18 protein-coding genes are annotated in these 17,159 nt (G+C 71.0%); 7 read left to right on the top strand and 11 right to left on the bottom strand.

The window, feature by feature from the left end; genetic code table 11:
- Positions 1 to 13 precede the first annotated feature (13 nt).
- The 4 genes from ACIQF0_RS11245 to ACIQF0_RS11230 all read left to right on the top strand — a co-directional run bounded on the left by ACIQF0_RS11245 (position 14) and on the right by ACIQF0_RS11230 (position 4,031).
- Positions 14 to 2,632, top strand: coding sequence for a LuxR C-terminal-related transcriptional regulator (locus ACIQF0_RS11245; protein ID WP_401027460.1), 2,619 nt, complete (start codon positions 14 to 16; stop codon positions 2,630 to 2,632).
- Between the two features lie 396 nt (positions 2,633 to 3,028).
- Positions 3,029 to 3,205: a hypothetical protein gene (locus ACIQF0_RS11240; protein WP_401027457.1), complete on the top strand. Its 177-nt coding sequence runs from the start codon at positions 3,029 to 3,031 to the stop codon at positions 3,203 to 3,205.
- Positions 3,166 to 3,711: a SigE family RNA polymerase sigma factor gene (locus ACIQF0_RS11235; protein WP_401027455.1), complete on the top strand. Its 546-nt coding sequence runs from the start codon at positions 3,166 to 3,168 to the stop codon at positions 3,709 to 3,711. Before ACIQF0_RS11240 ends, ACIQF0_RS11235 begins: the two co-directional genes overlap by 40 nt.
- Positions 3,708 to 4,031 carry a hypothetical protein gene (locus tag ACIQF0_RS11230; RefSeq protein ID WP_401027452.1) on the top strand — a complete coding sequence of 108 codons (324 nt, stop codon included), beginning with the start codon at positions 3,708 to 3,710 and terminating at the stop codon, positions 4,029 to 4,031. Before ACIQF0_RS11235 ends, ACIQF0_RS11230 begins: the two co-directional genes overlap by 4 nt.
- Here ACIQF0_RS11230 and ACIQF0_RS11225 read toward each other — a convergent pair.
- Positions 4,028 to 5,884: a protein kinase gene (locus tag ACIQF0_RS11225; RefSeq protein ID WP_401027449.1), complete on the bottom strand. Its 1,857-nt coding sequence runs from the start codon at positions 5,882 to 5,884 to the stop codon at positions 4,028 to 4,030. The genes ACIQF0_RS11230 and ACIQF0_RS11225 overlap by 4 nt on opposite strands.
- A 154-nt stretch (positions 5,885 to 6,038) precedes the next feature.
- Here ACIQF0_RS11225 and ACIQF0_RS11220 point away from each other — a divergent pair, with 154 nt between their 5' ends.
- Complete coding sequence (locus tag ACIQF0_RS11220; RefSeq protein ID WP_401027446.1) at positions 6,039 to 6,851, top strand: hypothetical protein; 813 nt, start codon at positions 6,039 to 6,041, stop codon at positions 6,849 to 6,851.
- A 3-nt stretch (positions 6,852 to 6,854) separates the two neighbouring features.
- Here the strand turns inward: ACIQF0_RS11220 and ACIQF0_RS11215 are convergent, their stop codons facing one another.
- Positions 6,855 to 7,283, bottom strand: a complete 429-nt coding sequence (locus ACIQF0_RS11215; protein ID WP_401027443.1) for a DUF6069 family protein — start codon at positions 7,281 to 7,283, stop codon at positions 6,855 to 6,857.
- Positions 7,284 to 7,389: 106 nt separating this feature from the next.
- On the opposite strand from ACIQF0_RS11215, the gene ACIQF0_RS11210 reads away from it, so the two are divergent.
- Positions 7,390 to 7,950, top strand: coding sequence for a TetR/AcrR family transcriptional regulator (locus ACIQF0_RS11210; protein ID WP_401027440.1), 561 nt, complete (start codon positions 7,390 to 7,392; stop codon positions 7,948 to 7,950).
- Here the strand turns inward: ACIQF0_RS11210 and ACIQF0_RS11205 are convergent.
- Genes ACIQF0_RS11205 through ACIQF0_RS11190 form a run of 4 tightly spaced genes read right to left on the bottom strand, consistent with a single transcriptional unit; the run spans position 7,947 to position 11,280 of the window.
- A complete protein-coding gene (locus tag ACIQF0_RS11205; protein ID WP_401027437.1) occupies positions 7,947 to 8,552 on the bottom strand; it encodes a DNA-binding response regulator in 606 nt (201 codons plus the stop codon). The two genes, ACIQF0_RS11210 and ACIQF0_RS11205, sit on opposite strands and share 4 nt — an antisense overlap.
- Positions 8,553 to 8,565: 13 nt before the next feature.
- Entirely contained in the window at positions 8,566 to 9,642 is a 1,077-nt protein-coding gene (locus tag ACIQF0_RS11200) for a sensor histidine kinase (RefSeq protein ID WP_401027435.1), read from the bottom strand.
- Positions 9,643 to 9,652: 10 nt separating this feature from the next.
- The gene (locus ACIQF0_RS11195; RefSeq protein ID WP_401027432.1) at positions 9,653 to 10,381 is read right to left on the bottom strand and encodes an ABC transporter permease; all 729 of its coding nucleotides are present in this window, start codon (positions 10,379 to 10,381) and stop codon (positions 9,653 to 9,655) included.
- The gene (locus ACIQF0_RS11190; protein ID WP_401027430.1) at positions 10,378 to 11,280 is read right to left on the bottom strand and encodes an ABC transporter ATP-binding protein; all 903 of its coding nucleotides are present in this window, start codon (positions 11,278 to 11,280) and stop codon (positions 10,378 to 10,380) included. Before ACIQF0_RS11190 ends, ACIQF0_RS11195 begins: the two co-directional genes overlap by 4 nt.
- Positions 11,281 to 11,483: 203 nt before the next feature.
- On the opposite strand from ACIQF0_RS11190, the gene ACIQF0_RS11185 reads away from it, so the two are divergent.
- Complete coding sequence (locus ACIQF0_RS11185) at positions 11,484 to 12,224, top strand: D-Ala-D-Ala carboxypeptidase family metallohydrolase (RefSeq protein WP_401027428.1); 741 nt, start codon at positions 11,484 to 11,486, stop codon at positions 12,222 to 12,224.
- A 42-nt stretch (positions 12,225 to 12,266) separates the two neighbouring features.
- Here ACIQF0_RS11185 and ACIQF0_RS11180 read toward each other — a convergent pair whose 3' ends face one another.
- The 5 genes from ACIQF0_RS11180 to ACIQF0_RS11160 all read right to left on the bottom strand — a co-directional run bounded on the left by ACIQF0_RS11180 (position 12,267) and on the right by ACIQF0_RS11160 (position 17,126).
- A complete protein-coding gene (locus ACIQF0_RS11180) occupies positions 12,267 to 12,560 on the bottom strand; it encodes a LuxR C-terminal-related transcriptional regulator (protein WP_401027425.1) in 294 nt (97 codons plus the stop codon).
- A 92-nt stretch (positions 12,561 to 12,652) separates the two neighbouring features.
- Positions 12,653 to 13,855, bottom strand: a complete 1,203-nt coding sequence (locus tag ACIQF0_RS11175; RefSeq protein WP_401027422.1) for an ROK family protein — start codon at positions 13,853 to 13,855, stop codon at positions 12,653 to 12,655.
- A gap of 42 nt (positions 13,856 to 13,897) precedes the next feature.
- Positions 13,898 to 14,905: a sugar phosphate isomerase/epimerase family protein gene (locus ACIQF0_RS11170; protein ID WP_401027420.1), complete on the bottom strand. Its 1,008-nt coding sequence runs from the start codon at positions 14,903 to 14,905 to the stop codon at positions 13,898 to 13,900.
- Between the two features lie 11 nt (positions 14,906 to 14,916).
- The gene (locus ACIQF0_RS11165; protein ID WP_401027418.1) at positions 14,917 to 16,077 is read right to left on the bottom strand and encodes a Gfo/Idh/MocA family protein; all 1,161 of its coding nucleotides are present in this window, start codon (positions 16,075 to 16,077) and stop codon (positions 14,917 to 14,919) included.
- 20 nt (positions 16,078 to 16,097) lie between these two features.
- Positions 16,098 to 17,126 (bottom strand): substrate-binding domain-containing protein, encoded by a 1,029-nt coding sequence (locus ACIQF0_RS11160; RefSeq protein WP_401027415.1) that lies wholly within the window; start codon positions 17,124 to 17,126, stop codon positions 16,098 to 16,100.
- Between the last annotated feature and the right edge of the window lie 33 nt (positions 17,127 to 17,159).

The raw sequence follows: 17,159 nt of genomic DNA, 5'->3' as shown, positions 1-17,159 counted from the left end.
GAGAGTCATCTTCATGTCCGACAGTTCGGAGTGCGAGCGACCAGCGCACGACACCAGTCCGCCCAGATTCCGGGTTCCCGTCTCGGCTGTTCCGCTCGTCGCGAGAGACCAGTTGCTGTCCGTTGTGGACGGCCACGTCGCGGCGGCACCCGTCACCCTCGTCACCGGGCCCGCGGGCAGCGGCAAGACCACGCTGCTCGCGGAGTGGGCCAGACGCCGCGCCGGCCGGGTCGCGTGGCTGACCCTGAACGAGCACGACAGCATGCCCGCCCGCCTGCGCATCGCGATGAGGGACGCGCTCACCGGCGTCTGGCCGGACCAGGACCACCTCGACGCGATCCCCTGGTCCGAACCGGGTTTCTCCTCGGCGATCGTGGCCGCGTTCGACCACCTGCCCGCGTCCGCGTGCCTGGTGCTCGACAACGTGCACGAACTGCGTGACCCGGAGGCTCTGACCACCATCGACCTCCTCACCCGGCAGCCACCAGACCGGCTGCGACTCGTGCTGCTCGGCCGGTTCCCGCCACCGTTGCACCTCGCCCGGCTGCACCTGGAGGGACGACTGCGCGAGGTGCTGCCCGACGAGCTCGCGTTCGACCGGGCGGAGACCGAGGCACTGCTCGCCGCGTACGACGTGCCGATCTCACCCGAGGAGATCACCCCGCTGCTCAGCGGCACCGAGGGCTGGGCGGGCGGGCTGACGTTCGCGGCGATGCGGATGAACACGACCGGCACCCGCCCGGCCGACCTGCTCATGTTCACCGGGCAGGACGAGATCGTGAACGGCTATCTGACCGAGGAGGTGCTCGCACCCCACTCGCCGAGCACGCGCGATCTGCTCGTCGCGACCAGTGTCTGCGACACGGTGACCACGGGCCTCGCGAACGCTCTGGCACCGGAGCACCCGAGTCCCGGCGTCGTGCTCGACCAGTTGGAACGCACCAACGCGTTCGTCAGCAGGCTGGGCAACACACCCGAGTGGTACCGCTGTCATCCGGTGCTGCGGGCGCATCTCCTCGCCGAACTCCGCCGCACCCGGCCGGCCGACGAGAGCGCGCTGCACCGGTCCGCGGCGCGCTGGCACCACGAGCACAGCCTGCCCCTGACGGCGTTGCGGCACGCGGTCGCGGCCGGCGAGGACCAGCTTACCGCGGAGATCGTCGAGCACTCGGTGCTGCGGGAGATGCTCCACGCGGGCGGTGCGGAGGTGCACCCGGTGCTGGGCTCGGTGCCCGCCCACGTGCTGGCCAGGCCCGCGGTCGGCGTGGTCGCGGCGCTCGTCGCGCTCGACGCGGGTGACCTCGCCGCCGCCGACCGGGTGCTCGCGGGAATCGGCGGCGGTTCCCCCGCGCTCCGGCCGGAACGGGTCAGGGTGCTGCACGGCACCGCGCTGCTGCGCCGCGGCCGGTTCGACGCGCACGTCGGCGAGGCGCTCCACATCATGGCCAGGACGACAGCCGGTCTGAGCGGCGCGCCGGACGCGGACGTCGCCGCCCTGCTCGACCGCGGCGTCGCGGCGTTGTCGCGTGGCGAGCACCGTGCCGCCGAGACCGACCTGGTCCGTGCGGCGGCGCTCGCCAGGAAGGAGGGGTTCACCCACGCGGAACTGGACTGCCGCGTGCACCTGGCGGCGCTGGCGAGCGCGATGGGCGACATCGTGGAGGGGGCGCGGCAGGCGCGGGCGGCGGTCGAGTTCGCCGAGCGAAGGGGGTGGCAGACGCACTTCACCTGTGCCCTCGCCTACTCGTTGATGGGAGTGCACGCCTACCTGCGCATGGAGGACGCGAACGCGACCGACCTGTCCCTGCGCGCGACCACGGCCCTGGGCGACCGGCCCGACCTCGGGGTCGGGATCGCGGTCCGCACGCTGGACGCGGCGGTGTCGTTCGCGACGGCGGGCGACCCGCGTGCCGTCGCCGGCCGCCTGCGCACCCAGTGGCAGGACGTCGCCGGACGCGAGGTGACGCCGCCCGTGGTCGCACACATAGCGCCCGCCCTGCAACGGATGGCGCTGCGGACCGGTGACGAGCAGTGGGCCGCGGCGATGCCCGGCCAGGTCGAGGCGATGTTCGGCCCCTGCGGAGAACAGGCGGTGCTCCAGGCCGTCCTGCACTCCCACCACTCCCGCGTCAACCAGGCCCGCAAACTGGTGGAACCGCTGCTGTCGGGCGATCTGCCCGCGGTCGCCGCGCCGACCGTCGTCGACGCCTGGCTGCTGGAAGCCGTGCTGGTGGAGCGAACCGGCGACCAGCGGCGCTCCCACGAGGCCGTCACCAGGGCCCTGGCGGCCGCGGAACCCGTCGGCACGATCCGGCCGTTCGTCCACGCGGGCAAGCCGGTGCGCGAACTCCTCGCCCGCGGCGCCGGCCGGTTCGGCAGGCTCGACCGGTTCGCCACGACGACGATGACCGCTTTGCCCACGGCGGCCACGAACTCGGCGGGCGTGCTCACCAGTCGCGAGCGCGATCTGCTGGTCGAACTCCCGTCCATGCGCACCACCGAGGAGATCGCGAGCTCCCTGTTCGTCTCCGTCAACACGGTGAAGACGCATCTGCGCGGCATCTACCGCAAGCTGGGCGTCAACCAGCGGCGTGACGCCGTGCTCGTAGCCAGGCGACTCGGTCTGATCTGACCGCGATTGGCCCCTGGGCCCCGGACCCGGCCCTTGCCACACTTGATCCGCACGGGCACGCCACAGCGCGGCCCGCATCCGAGCCGGCGACACGATCGCCCAGGGCTCGGTCGTGGAAATCCCCAGCGGGCACCCCCGTCGGTGCTCAGTTCGGCCTGCGCACGGCCGGGTGGGGTGTCCGGGTCGTGAGTGGTTTCCGTTCCCGTGGGCGCACTTTCGGGGGTCGAGGAAACCACTCACGACCAGTCCACTGTGGATGGGCGAAGGCGGCCTCCCGCGCGACCGGCTCGGACTTCCGGCGTGATCCGCGCCACGAGGGCAACCAAAACGGTGCCCGATCGCATGGGTAGGGGTGAGGGCACCTGACGAGTGCCCCTGACCCGGCGGAGAGTCGCAGTGCGCAGTGGACAGGTGATCGCGGCGGTGGTGTTCGCACTGGCTGTCGCGGGCATCGTGATCCCCGTGCTCACGCTCGTCGACGCGGAGCGGCCTCCCGAGCAACGACCCACGGTGGTGCGGACCGACGACATGACATGGCGAAGCACGCCGTCCTCACGGCCAGGCCAACGATGACGCCGAACTGGGAGACCGAGTTCACCCTGCTCTACGACCAGTGCGTCGACTCGATGCGCTTCACCGCGTTCCTGATGTGCGGCAACTGGCACGAGGCCGAAGACGTGCTGCAGTCGGCGTTCCTCAAGCTCTACCTGGCGCAGCCGGATCTGGTGGACCGCGGCGGGATCGAGGCCTACCTGCACCAGATCGTCGTCCGGACCTTCATCGCCGAACGCAGGCGCGTGCGCTGGCGCAGGGAGAAGCTGACCGACGCGCCACCCGAGAGCCTGATCATCAGCCCCGGCGCGGAGGACGGGCTCGTGGTGTGGGAGGCGTTGTCGACCATGCCCGCACGCCAGCGCGCGGTCCTGGTGCTGCGCTACTGGAACGACATGAGTGTGGAGAGCGTCGCCGCCGCGCTCGGTTGCTCGACCGGCACCGTGAAGTCGCAGAGCAGCAAGGGGCTGGAGACGTTGCGGCGCAAGCTCGGGCCGGAGTTCGGCCGGTCGAGGCTGGAGGCGTGATGGAGCACGAGGACACCCTGCGAGCGACTTTTTCCACGCTAGGAGGGGAAGTCGCGCCACCGAACTCGAACTCGGCGGCCGGCGTGATCAGGCGCGGCCGGGCCGTGCGGTCCCGTCGCCGCACCGCCGCCGTGATCGGCAGCGCCGTCGCCACGGCCGCGGTCGCGGCGGCGGCACTGGCGCTCCTGCCCAGTGCTCCGGTGGAGCCGGGCCCGTCCCTCCACCCGCCGAGCCAGACGACGACCGGCGATGTGCGGACCACGCCGAGCGGAGTGCCCGAGTCGCCGGGAGGGTCGCCGACCACGACCGGACGACCCTAGAAGGCCGACAGGATCTGGTGGTTCCACCAGAGGTCGAGCTTGTCGAGGGTGTCGATGTCACCCGGTTTCTTCAGCGTGCCGATGGTGAGGTTCTTCGTGTCGACCCACCAGACCTGGGCGTTGCCGTCGGCGAGGAAGCACGTGGTGAACTCGCCCTCCAGCGGGCCGGAGGTGTCCCGGTAGAAGAGCGCGTAGTGGATCGGGTCCGACTTGGGCCGGCAGCCGCCGCGCTCGTCCATCCGCGGGATGCCCCGGCTGGTCACCACCGCCTGGAAGAACGCGTCCTGCTGGGTGCGGTCGGCGAACAGCCGGAACTCGGCTTCCGCGGGTGGTGGTGCGTAGGGGTCGTCGGACTTCACGTCGCCGCAGCGGACGGTGGCGACCGTGCCGGCGTCCGGCGCGGTCGGCGCGCACGTGGTGCTGACGGTCCGGTAGACCGCCGGCAACGCGTCGAGCAGCGCGTTGTCCTGTGGCGTCCGGGTCCTGGTGGGCGGCGTCGTCGTGGTGGTCGTGATCGGCGTGCTGGACGGAGTGCTGGTCGGGGTGCTGCTGGAGGTCGTGCCCGTACCGAGGACCTTGTCCTTGTTCGCGATGATCAGCGACGTCACGACGATCCCCGCCACCACCACGAGCGCGCCGACGGCGAGGGCGGCGTGCTTGGCCCGTGACACGGTGCGGGTCGGCGGGTACGGCTGTGCGGCAACGGGTTGGCGGCCGGTCGCGGTGTGCTGGAAGGGCGGTGGGGCCGGTGGCCCTGGCTGGGGTGAGGCCGGCCCGGGGAACCGCGGTTGCGGGCCTGTCGTGACGCGGTTGGCCCAGCGGTCGGGAAGCCTCGGCTGCGGAGGAGGACCGCCGGGAGCGACCTGGCCGCCCGGCGGGGTCGAGGGAGTGGCGAGGGCGGGCTGCCCCGCGGACGGCGTGGCCGGTCCGGGGCTGCCGGCGGACGGCGTGGCCGTTCCGGGCTGTTCCGCAGGAGCGGCGAGATCGAGCTGTCCCGCGGGCGGAGCGAATCCCGGATACCCCGCGGGCGGTGTGGCCGTGGTCAGGGCCTGGGTCGCCGCCTGGGCGAACGCACCCGCCGTGGCGTAGCGATCGGCCGGGTTCTTGGCCATGCCCTTCGCGATGACGTCGTCCAGCGCCGCCGGGACCGCCGGGTTCAGCGGCGACGCCTTGGGCGGCGCCTCGTTCATGTGCGCCCAGATCTGGGCGGCGGTGCTGTCCGCGGTGAACGGGCAGCGGCCGGCCAGGCAGGCGAACAGGACGCAGGCCAGGGCGTAGATGTCGGCGCGGCCGTCCACCAGGCCGCTCTCGAAGCGTTCCGGGGCCATGTAGTCGAGGGTGCCGACGACCGAGCCGGACGCCGTCAGGCCCGTCGCCGACGGGGAGACGCTGCGGGCGATGCCGAAGTCCACCAGGTACACGAAGTCGCCGGAGGTCACGAGGATGTTCGACGGCTTCACGTCGCGATGCACGAGGCCGTCGGCGTGCGCGGCGTCCAGGGCGCTCGCCACCTGGTCGACGATGCGCACGGCCCGTGCCGGGTCGAGGGTCTGGTCGCGGATCAGGTCCGACAGGTCGGAGCCCTCGACCAGTCGCATGTCCAGGTAGAGGCGGTCGTCGATCTCGCCGTAGGCGTGGATGGGGATGACGTGCGGTTCGCGCAGCCGGGCGACGATCCTGGCCTCGCGGCGGAAGCGGGCGCGGTAGTCCTCGTCGTCGTGGTAGCCGGGCGAAAGCCTTTTGAGCGCCACGAAACGGTCGTGCGCCGTGTCGTACGCACGGTGCACTTCACCCATCCCACCGCGGCCGAGCAGTTGCTCGATCCGGTACGGCCCGAACGTCTCTTCCGTCATCGTCCTCGTGTCCCGAGCGCCTTGTCCGTTCGAGTCGACGCACGCCGACCGCTGCGGGTTCCAAGCCTACAAACGCAGCACGCGGCCGGTTCGCTCAGGCGCGGTCATCCGTTCGGACGTTGTGCCGGGCGACCGGCTGGGTGAGGGTTCGACCGTGGCGATCAAGAAGCGGCGGACCGGCGGCGGGGTCTCGGCTCGGGTCCGGCGGGGGTGGGAGGTGGTCACCACCTCGCTGGCACTGCTGACCGGCGTCTACCTGGTCCTGCTCACCGTCGAGCCGACCCGGATCGTGCTGGAGCGCTACGTCGGCAAGCTCGACCTGCAGGGGCTCGTCGCGCTCGTCGCGGTGATGCTGGAGATCGTCACCATCGCGATCTACCAGCACGGCAAGGACGTCCGGGCGTTGAAGACCCTCATCACGGAACGGGAGCGGCGGGACGTCACGCACTCCATCACCGACGTGCTGGCGGCCGTGGAGGAGACCGGGGCCGGACGGCGGGCGCGGCAGGTGGAGGTGCTGGGGCTGACGTTGAACACCACGTGGCCGACGCTGGCGACGTGGCTCACCTCGCAGGCTCAGCCGCACGGCTGGAAGGTCACGCTGCACTGCCTGGACCCGGACTTCATCGCGGGTTCCGGCGAGCTGCCGGCCGAGTGGGCCGGTGAGGCGCGGCGCAGCCAGAAGCGCATCCGCTCGTTCCTCACCGAGGAGGCCGACTACCTGGCCCGGCACCGGATCACCGTGGAACTGCGGGCCTACGCGTGCGTGCCCGTCGTGCACGGCTTCCGCTTCGGCGACGGCACGGTGTTCCTGTCCTACCTGCAATGGACGGAGAACGGGCGGATCCGGCCGTTCGAGTTCTACGACCGGATCGGCACCGACGACCGCTCACCCCGTGCGGGGCACTACCGGGACCTGTTCGACAGCTGGTTGCACCGGGCCGGCGTCAAACGGGTCACCGGCTGATCCTCACTTGAGCGGCATGACCCGCGACAGCACGGGCACCGTGGCGGCGGCCACGACGGTGTGCATCAGGATCAGCGCGATCGAGTTCACCACGGTGGCACCGCCCGCGAGGATGCCCAGGTCCGGAATCCACGAGAGCACGACGACGACCGGGACCAGGACGCGCAGCATTCGCCGCGGATTGCGGGCGAGGCGGCGCACGAGGTACCAGCCGAGCGCGCCCAGCGCGATGCCGAGCACCGTGGCGGGCGCGTACTCCGCGAAGGCCAGGCCCATGCGTTCGGCGCCCGCGGGGACGAACTTGCCCGCGACCAGAGCGATCAGGGCGTTGACGACGATCGAGATCACCGCGGCGCCGAGGAGGCCGACGACGACCTCTCCGACGCTGGGCGCGAGCACGGAGGGGCGAGAGGGGAGGCTGGTGTCGGCCATGTGCCCTGTCCTTCGGTAGGCTGATTTGCAAGCGATCACTTGCAAACAAGGTAGCCATTCGGTCACGCTGATGCAAGTGTCCACTTGCATTGATCGAGGAGGCCGAGTGGCGGGCAGGGTCACCGACGAGACGGTGTTCACCGCGGCCCTGGCGGTGATCGCCGAGCAGGGCTACGAACGGGCGACCACCCGTGCGATCGCCGACGCCGCCGGGATCAACGAGGCGACGCTGTTCCGCCGGTTCACGTCCAAGCAGAACCTGCTGCGCCAGGCCGTGCGGGCCAACTTCGCGGGGTTCGCGCTCGACCTCGACACACCGGGCGACGACGTGGCCGCCGACCTGCTCACCATCGTCAGCTACTACTCACGGCTCTACGAAACGCGCGGCGGCGTCGTGCTCACCCTGATGCGAGAAGCCAAGTTCAGCCCGGAGGTGGCCGCGGTGCTCTCCGAACCGGAGACGCTGCTGGAGCGGGTCGACGCGGTCATCCTGCACCACCAGCGCCGCGGCGCACTCGTCACCGAGCCGCCACGGCACACGTTCTTCGCCCTGGTCGGACCGGTGATGATGCGAGCCATCGCGCGGCGGGTGGACCAGCGCGCCACCCAGGCACCCGCCGATCCCGAGGCCGTGGTGCGGCGGTTCCTCGACGGGCACAGGCTCTAGAGCCAGCCGCTGTCCTCCGCCACCTTCACGGCTTCCGCCCGCGTGCGGGCCCCGGTCTTGCCGATCGCCGCGCTCAGGTGGTTGCGCACGGTCCCTTCGGACAGGTGCAGGGCCCTGGCCAGGTCCGCCACCGTGCCGCCGTCCCGCGCGACAGCGAGCACGTCGCGTTCCCGGTCGGTCAACGGGCTGTGTCCCGTGGCCAGCGACTCGGCCGCGAGCGCGGGATCCACCACGCGCAACCCCGCGTGCACCCGGCGGACCGCGTCGACCAGCTGCTCCGGGGAGGCGTCCTTGACCACGAACCCCGCCGCGCCCGCCGCCATCGCCCGCGCCAGGTAGCCGGGCCTGCCGAACGTCGTGCAGACGATCACCCGGCAGCTCGGCAGGGCCCGGCGGAGGTCCGCGGCGGCACTCAGGCCGTCCTTGCCCGGCATCTGCACGTCGAGCAACGCGACGTCGGGTGTGGTGCGGCGGGCGGCGGCCACGACCTCGTCGCCGGCGCTGACCTGGGCGACGACCTCGATGTCGGGCTCCAGGCCCAGCATCGCGGCGAACGCGCCCCGCACCAGCGCCTGGTCGTCCGCCAGCAGCACCTTGATCACACCGTCTCCCCTGTCACGCGACGTCGGCGCGCAGCCGGTAGCCACCGTCGTCCAACGGCCCCGCGAGCACCGTGCCGCCGTGCGGCGCGAGCCGTTCCGCCAGGCCCTTCAGCCCGCTTCCCGGGGTGCCCACCCCGGTGCCACGTCCGTTGTCCCACACCTCGAGCCAGGTGTCGCCGAGGCGCACCGAGCACCGGGTCGCGGCGGCGTGGCGCAGCACGTTGGTGATCGCCTCGCGCAACACGTACCCGAACACCCCCTGCAGTTCGGGTCGCACGTTGTCCACCGCGTGCGGCAGGTCGGCCTCGATCTCCGCCGCGCGCAACGCCGCCCGCGCACCCACCACCTCGGCCGCCAGGGACACCTCCCGGTAGCCGGAGACGGTCGTGCGGACGTCGCTGAGCGCCTGCCGGGTCAGGTGCTCGACCTCGCGGATCTCCTCCAGCGCCCGGCCGGGCGACGAACTCTCCAGCAGCCGCCGCGCCACCCCGGCTTTCAGCGTGATCGTGGTCAGGCTGTGCCCCAGGACGTCGTGCAGGTCGCGGGCCAGGCGGCTGCGTTCCTCGGTACGGGCCATCGCCGCGATCTCCTCCTGTGCCGCGGACAACGCCATGTTCGCCCTGATCATCCTGCCGACCGCGAGCATCCCCAGTGAGATCGACAGCAACGTGCCGAGCTGGCCGCCGTCGATGCCCAGGTCCTGTTCGAGGTACATCGTCCCCGCCAGCGCGAGCAGCACGGTGCCGTCGATCAGGATCGCCCGCAACGGCTTCAGCACCACGGCGACCGACGACATGATGTAGACCATCAGCCCCGCGTAGGACATCCCCAGCCAGTACACGGCCACCAGGCCGAGGACCGTCAGCCCCACGGCCAGCAGCGTGTTGAGGTCCTCGCTGCCGCTGCTCCAGAACCACCGCGGCACCAGCATCCAGCCCACCGCGTAGGCCACCACCAGCAGCACCAGCACGACCCGCGCCACCACACCCCGGTCGCTGATCACGACGTCGTAGATGACGGACGGGATGTAGAGCAGCACGAAGATGGCGGCGAACCAGAACCACTTGGTGTTGTCGTTGTCGCGGCGCACGACCATGAACCTAGTTCTGCGCGCGGTAACGGCGCGCGGCGACCACGGACAGACCGGCCACCCACAGCGCGATCACCAGCAGCGCCTCTTTGACGTCCACTCCGGACACGAACGGCGCCTGGGTCAGCTGCTTCACCCAGAACGTCGGCAGCGCCTTCATGATCCCCGCGAGCCAGGCAGGTGCCACGTCGGCGGGGATCCAGATCCCGCCCAGCAGACCGAACAGCATCGACGCCAGACCGGTGATGGCCTGCATGCCGTCCGGGGTAGCGATCAGCCCGATCACGATGCCCAGCAGTACGAACGGGATCGCGCCCAGCCACAACGTCGCCAGCACGCCGATCCAGTGCATCGCGTCCATCCGCACGCCCTCGACCGCGCCGATCACGCACACCAGCAGGATCCCCGGCAGCCCGACCAGCATGCCCAGCGCGCCCTTGGTCGTCAGGTAACCCGCGCCGGTCAACGGCGTCAGCCGCAACTGCCGCTGCCAGCCCAGCCCTCGTTCCACGGCGATCCGCGCGCCGATCGACAGCGGCCCGGCCATCACCCCGAACAACGCCATGTTCATCATCAGCGACGTGGTGACCGGCAGCCCGTTCGGGAACGTGCCCTCACCGCCGCCGTAGAGGTTCACGAAGAGCACGAACATCACCGACGGCAGCACCACGGTGAAGATCAGGTACCGGCCGTTGCGCACCGCGCGCCGCAGTTCCAGCCCCAGGAAACGCGTGTTCATCGGTTGTCCTCCCCCGTCAGCGCGAGGAACGCGTCCTCGAGGCCGAGCGCCGTGATCTCGATGTCGTGAGCCTGCGGATATCGGGTCAGCAGCGCGCGCACGGCAGCGTCGGAATCCCCACAGGTCAACATGATCTGGTCGCCCCGCCGCTCGACCGCACGCACGCCGGGCAGGTCCAGATCCACAGCCCCTGGCACGACCGCGCGCAACGTGCGGCCGGACACCGTGGCACGCACCTGCGCCACCGATCCGTCCGCCACGATCCGGCCGGACCGCATCAGCACCACGCGGTCCGCGTACTCCTCGGCCTCGTCGAGGTAGTGCGTCGCGAACAGCACCGTGCGTCCCGTGTCGGTGTACGCGCGCATCTGCTGCCAGAACGCCCGCCGCGTCTCCACGTCCATCGCGACCGTCGGCTCGTCGAGCACCAGCAGATCGGGCTCGCACACCAGCGCCAGCGCGAACCGCACCCGCTGCTTCTGCCCGCCGGACAGCTTCGTGCACTTGCGCCCGGCCAGATCCGCGATTCCGGCCTGCTGCAACGCCTGCGCGACCGGCATGGGCCTGCGGTGCAGCGCCGCGATCAGCCCCACGGCCTCGGCCACCGTCGCGTCGTCGAGCAGAGCGCCGCTTTGCAGCATCGCCGAGATCTGCCCCTGGACTACCGCCTCGCGCGGCGACTTGCCGAAGACCCTGATCTCCCCCTCGTCCGGCGTGGACAGGCCGAGCAGCATGTCCACCGTCGTCGACTTGCCCGCCCCGTTCGGCCCGAGCAGCGCCACGACCTCGCCGGGAGAGATCACCAGGTCGACCCCGTCGACCGCGCGCACCTCACCGAACCGCTTTCGCAGGCCGCTCAACGCCACCGCGGCGCCGGCCCGCACAGCTGTCTCCGTCATGCCTCAATGCTCGGCGCCGCACCCGAACGGCGAGGGGCTCAAGCGTCACGACCTCGCCATGACAGATGTCATGGCTGTGAACGCCACGGCTGTTCGGGTGGTTTCTCCTCGCCACACTCGAAGTTCATTTGGTTGCTCATTGACAGACCCGGCGCGGACTCGACACTCTGCACCTTCCCTGTGATCGAAAGGTGCCGCTTGTCATGAAACTCCGTTTCGTCTTACCGGTCCTCGCCCTGCTCTCCGCCGTGGTCGTCACCCCTGCTGCCGCCGCCGCGGAAGCGGACCCCGTGCAGGCCGCCGACGCCTGTTACACCTGGGGACGCACCCTTTCGCAGGGAGCATCGGGCGAGGACGTCCGGCAGCTGCAGATCCGCGTGGCCGGCTATCCCGGCTACGGCGCCGTGCTCGCCATCGACGGGCAGTTCGGAGCCGGTACCAAGGCGGCCGTGACCCGGTTCCAGCAGGCCTACGGCCTCGGCGCCGACGGGATCGCCGGATCCGCGACCTTCTCGAAGATCTACGCGTTGCAGGACAACGACTGCACGCCGATCAACTTCACCTACGACGAGCTCAACAACTGCAACTCCGACTGGTCGGGCGGCAACGTCTCAGCGGCGACCGCCCGCGCCAACGCGTTGGTGTCCATGTGGAAGCTGCAGGCCATGCGGCACGCCATGGGAGACCGGCCGATCGACGTCAACGGCGGCTTCCGCAGCGTCTCGTGCAACAACGCCGTCGGCGGCGCGGCCGGGAGCCGGCACCTGTACGGCGACGCCGTCGACCTGGGCGCCGGGCCACAGGGCTTCTGCGCACTGGCTCAGCAGGCCCGCAACCACGGCTTCAACGAGATCCTCGGCCCGGGCTACACCGGCCACAACGACCACGTGCACGTCGCCCACAAGTCCAGCCGCTTCTGGTCCGCACCGAACTGCGGCATCTAGTGGCGTGAACCAGAGCGACGGCTTCCGGACGGGAGCCGTCGCTCACTCGTTCGACGCCCGCGGCGGCACCGCGAGCCACTCCAGTTCCGCGGCGAGCACGCCCAGCTGGAACCGCGACTGCACGCCAAGCAACGACTGCAGGCGCGCGATGCGCCGGTTCAGCGTGCGGAGGCTGACGTCCAACTCGCGCGCGATCGCGCGGTCGGTGGCGCCAGTGCGCATGAGCCTCAACAGGTGCTGGGTCGCCGTCGTGGGTTCCTTCCCCACGGACCCCACGAGCGCGCGCGTCCCTACGGGGTGTGCGACCACCCCCGGTGTTGCGTGGGTCACCGTCATGAGGCGACGGTAGGCGGGACTATTGGCGACTGTCAATCAAAAGTCGGCGCTTCGCTGTCAAATCGCACCTATCTTCAGGCTGACCGTCGCCATTACTCCGCCAGCTGCACCTCACCGGCGGCGACCTCGTCCAGGCGCGCGTCCAGCACCTCGGGCGACAGCACGTGCCGCACGACCATCGCCGCCGCGCCCAGCGCCCCCGCGGTGACACCGGCGCCCGACGCGACGATCCGCAGGTTCTCGGTGGCCAGCGGCAGCGAACGCCGGTAGATCGACTCGCGCACGCCCGCCAGCAGCATCTCGCCCGCCTCCGCCAGCAGGCCGCCGATGACCACGAGCGACGGGTTGAACATGCTCACGCACCCGGCGAGCACCTCGCCGATGTCCCTGCCCGCCTGCCGCACGACCCGGCCGGCCTCGAGGTTGCCGGAGCGGACCAGGTTCACCACGTCGGCCGTCGAGTGCGCGGGATGCCCCAGGTCCCGCAGCTTCACCGCCAGCGCGGGACCGGCGGCGACGGCTTCCAGGCAGTCCGTGTTGCCGCACCGGCACAACGCCTCGCCGCCCTCGGGCACGCGGATGTGCCCGAGGTCCCCGGCCGCGCCCGCCGCGCCGCGGTGCAGCACGCCGTTGCTGATCAGCCCGGCGCCGATGCCGGTCGCCGCCTTCACCACGATCATGTGCCGCACGTCCGGGTGCGAGGCGGTGTGCTCGCCCAGCGCCATCAGGTTGACCTCGTTGTCGACCAGCACGGGTACGCCGAACTCCGCCGCGATGGCCGCCGGCACGTCGAACCCGTCCCAGCCCGGCATGATCGGCGGGTTGTTCGGGCGGCCGGTGGAGTGCTCGACCGGCCCCGGCAGGCCGATGCCCACGCCGGCGATCTGCGCGTCGTCCACGGTCTTGAGCAACGAACGCCACGTGGCGACCAGCAGAGGCAGGATCGCCTCCGGGCCGTCCGCCACGTCGAGGTCCACCTGTTCGACGGCCAGCAACCGGCAGGCCAGGTCGGACACGGCGACGGTGGCGTGGGTGGCGCCCACCTCGGCCGCCAGCACGTGGCAGGCACCGGGGTTGAACCCGAACCGGCCGGCCGGACGGCCGCCGGTGGACTCCCCCGTGCCGCTGTCGCTCACCAGACCTGCCGCCACGAGCAGGTCCAGCCTGGCGCGCACCGTGGACCGGGCGAGGCCGGTCGCGGCCACGATCTCCGCTCGGGTGCGCGGGCTGCCGTCCATCAGCATGCGCAGCACAGCGGCCGGCGAACCCGCCTCTACACCCAAGGTGCTCTCCATCGAACAATTGTCACATCGGCTACAAAAGACAGGGCGCCACCGTCAGCCACCCGAGCTGAACGCGGCGTCGAACGAGGCCGACGGCGGGTCGAAGGCGTTGCGGCGGAGGAACTCCAGCGCCTCGGGCGCGCCGACGAGCCGGTCCATCCCCGCGTCCTCCCACTCGACGCTGATCGGACCGGCGTACCCGATGGTGTTGAGCATCCGGAACGACTGCTCCCACGGCACGTCGCCGCGTCCGGTGGAGACGAAGTCCCAGCCACGTCGAGGGTCCCCCCACGCCAGGTGCGAGCCCATCCGGCCGTTGCGGCCGTTGCCGACCTGACGCCGGGCGTCCTTGCAGTCGACGTGGTAGATCCGGTCGCGGAAGTCCCACAGGAACCCGACCGGGTCGAGGTCCTGCCAGACGAAATGCGACGGGTCCCAGTTCAGCCCGAAAGCCGGCCGGTGCCCTACCGCTTCCAGCGCGCGGACGGTCGTCCAGTAGTCGTAGGCGATCTCGGACGGGTGGACCTCGTGCGCGAACCGGACGCCGACCTCGTCGAACACGTCCAGGATCGGGTTCCAGCGGTCGGCGAAGTCCTGGTAGCCCGCGTCGATCATCGAGGCGGGCGCCGGCGGGAACATCGCGACGGTCTTCCAGATCGACGAGCCGGTGAAGCCCACGACCGTGTCGACGCCGAGCCTGGCCGCGGCGCGCGCGGTCATCTTCATCTCCTCGGCGGCCCGCTGCCGCACGCCCTCGGGGTCCCCGTCACCCCAGTTGCGGGCCGACAGGATGCCCTGGTGCCGCTCGTCGATCGGGTCGTCGCAGACGGCCTGCCCGGTGAGGTGGTTGGAGATCGTCCACACCTTCAGGTCGTGCTTGGCGAGGATCGCGAGCCGGTCCGCGACGTAGTCGTCGTCCTCCGCGGCCCGCCACGGGTCGAGGTGGTCGCCCCAGCAGGCGATCTCCAGGCCGTCGTAGCCCCAGCCCGAGGCCAGCCGGCAGACCTCCTCGAACGGCAGGTCTGCCCACTGACCGGTGAACAAAGTGATCGGACGTGCCATGTCTCTCCTCCTCAGACCTGCTGCCACGAACCGGATGCCGCGCTGTCCTCGACGGCGGCGAGGACGCGCTGCACCCGCAGCCCGTCGGCGAACGACGGCGCGGGGTTCGTTCCTTCCGCGACCGCCCGCACGAAGTCGACGGCCTGGTGCGTGAACGCGTGCTCGTAGCCCAGGCCGTGCCCGGCGGGCCACCACGCGCCCACGTAAGGATGTCCCGGCTCGGTGACCATGATCCGGCGGAACCCCGCGACGGCGGGGTCCTCGGTGCCGTCGAAGAACTCCAGCACGTTCATGTCCTCGAAGTCGAAGGCCAGGCTGCCCGCCGAGCCGTTGATCTCGATGCGCAGCGCGTTCTTGCGGCCGTTGGCGAACCTCGTGGCCTCGAACGAGCCGAGCGCGCCACTGCCGAAGCGCGCCAGGAACAACGCGGCGTCGTCCACGGTGACGGGCCCGGTCTGTCCGGTTGCGGCGGTACCGGACAGACCGGAGTGCGTGGAGGCGAGCGGACGCTCCGGCACGAACGTCACCAGCGTCCCCATCACCTCGCTGATGGTGTCGCCGAGGATGAACTGGGTGGCGTCGACGATGTGCGCCCCGATGTCGCCCAGCGCGCCAGAGCCGGCCTTCTCCTTGTCCAGCCGCCAGGACAGCGGCGCGGCCGGATCGACGATCCAGTCCTGCAGGTACTGGGCCCGCACGTGGTGGATGCGTCCCAGCCTGCCCTGGGCGACCAGGTCACGGGCCAGGCCCAGGGCAGGCACTCGCCGGTAGCTGAACCCGACCATCGCGCGCACGCCGCGCTGGGCCGCCCGTTCCGCCGCCTCGGCCATGGCGACGGCTTCGGCGACGGTGTTGGCCATCGGCTTCTCGCACAGCACGTGCTTGCCCGCGTCCAGGGCGGCGACCGCGATCTCGGCGTGGGTGTCGCCCGGTGTGCAGATGTCCACCACGTGCACGTCGTCGCGCTCCAGCACGGACTTCCAGTCGCTGGTCGCCTCCGCCCAGCCCAGCCGTTCGGCCGCGGCCCTGGTGCGGTCGGCGTCCCGCCCGGCCAGCACGGACATCACCGGCCGCACCGGGAGGTCGAAGAAGTGCGGCGCGACCCGCCACGCCTGGGAGTGCGCGGCTCCCATGAAGGCGTGGCCGATCAGCGCGATGCCAAGTTCAGTCACCGTGCGGTCCTCTCGTGTTCTCAGGACTCGAAGGCGGTCGGCAGGTAGCGGTCGACGTTGTCCTTCGTGACGACCGGGGCGTACAGCTGGACCTGCCGCGGAACCTCCACCTCGACCAGGTCGCCGAGGCTCTTGTTCTGCACCGCGAGCCGCGCCAGCCGGATGCCGTCGGCGCCCTGGGTGGACGGGTAGATGACGGTCGCCTTGTGCGGGCCGTTGTCCGCCTTGATCTCCCGCATCACGTTGGCCGATCCCGCGCCGCCGACCATGAAGAACTCGCTGCGGCCGGAGTTCTTGATGGCGGCCGCGACGCCGACGCCCTGGTCGTCGTCGTGGTTCCAGATCGCGTCGAGCTTCGGCGCGGCCTGCAACAGGTTCGCCGCGGCCCTCTCGCCGCTCTCCACGGTGAACTCAGCGGCCACGCGGTTGCTCACCTTCAGGCCACAGCCCGCGAGTGCCTCCGCGAAGCCCTTGCTGCGGTCCTGGGTCAGCGGCAGCGAGTCGATGCCGGCGATCTCCGCGACCTTGGCGTCCGCCTTGCCCTTCAGGCGTTCGCAGACGTACGTGCCCGCGGACACGCCCATGCCGTAGTTGTCGCCCAGCACGGTGGACCGCGCGGCGAACGGGCTGTCGAACTGGCGGTCGACGTTGATCACGGTGATGCCGGCCTTCATGGCCTTCAACGCGACCGGGGTGAGCGCCGCGCCGTCGAACGGCAGCAGGACGATCGCGTTCACCTTGTCGTTGATGAACGTCTCGACCTGGCTGATCTGGAGGTTGACGTCGTTGGTGCCCTCGACGACGCGCAGCTCCACATCGGAGTACTTGGTCGCCTCCGCCTTGGCGGCGTTGGTGATCGCGGCCATCCAGCCGTGGTCCGCGGCCGGTGCGGAGAAGCCGATGACGACCTTGTTGCCGGGCTCGTCGTTGGCGACCTTCACACCGCCGCTCTGGTTCCCGCCGCCCTGGGGCTCGGGTGTGTTGCCCGTGCAGGCGGTGAGCGCGAGTGCTGAGGCGGCGACGAGAAGAGTGATTCTCTTGAATTGCATGGGTTCTGTGTCTCCTCGGGTGGCGGCGGTCGT

It is taken from the genome of Lentzea sp. NPDC092896 (assembly GCF_044754905.1).
GTDB lineage: Bacteria > Actinomycetota > Actinomycetes > Mycobacteriales > Pseudonocardiaceae > Lentzea.
Note: the sequence above shows the minus strand (reverse complement) of the source record. Positions and strands in the feature narration are given on the sequence as shown.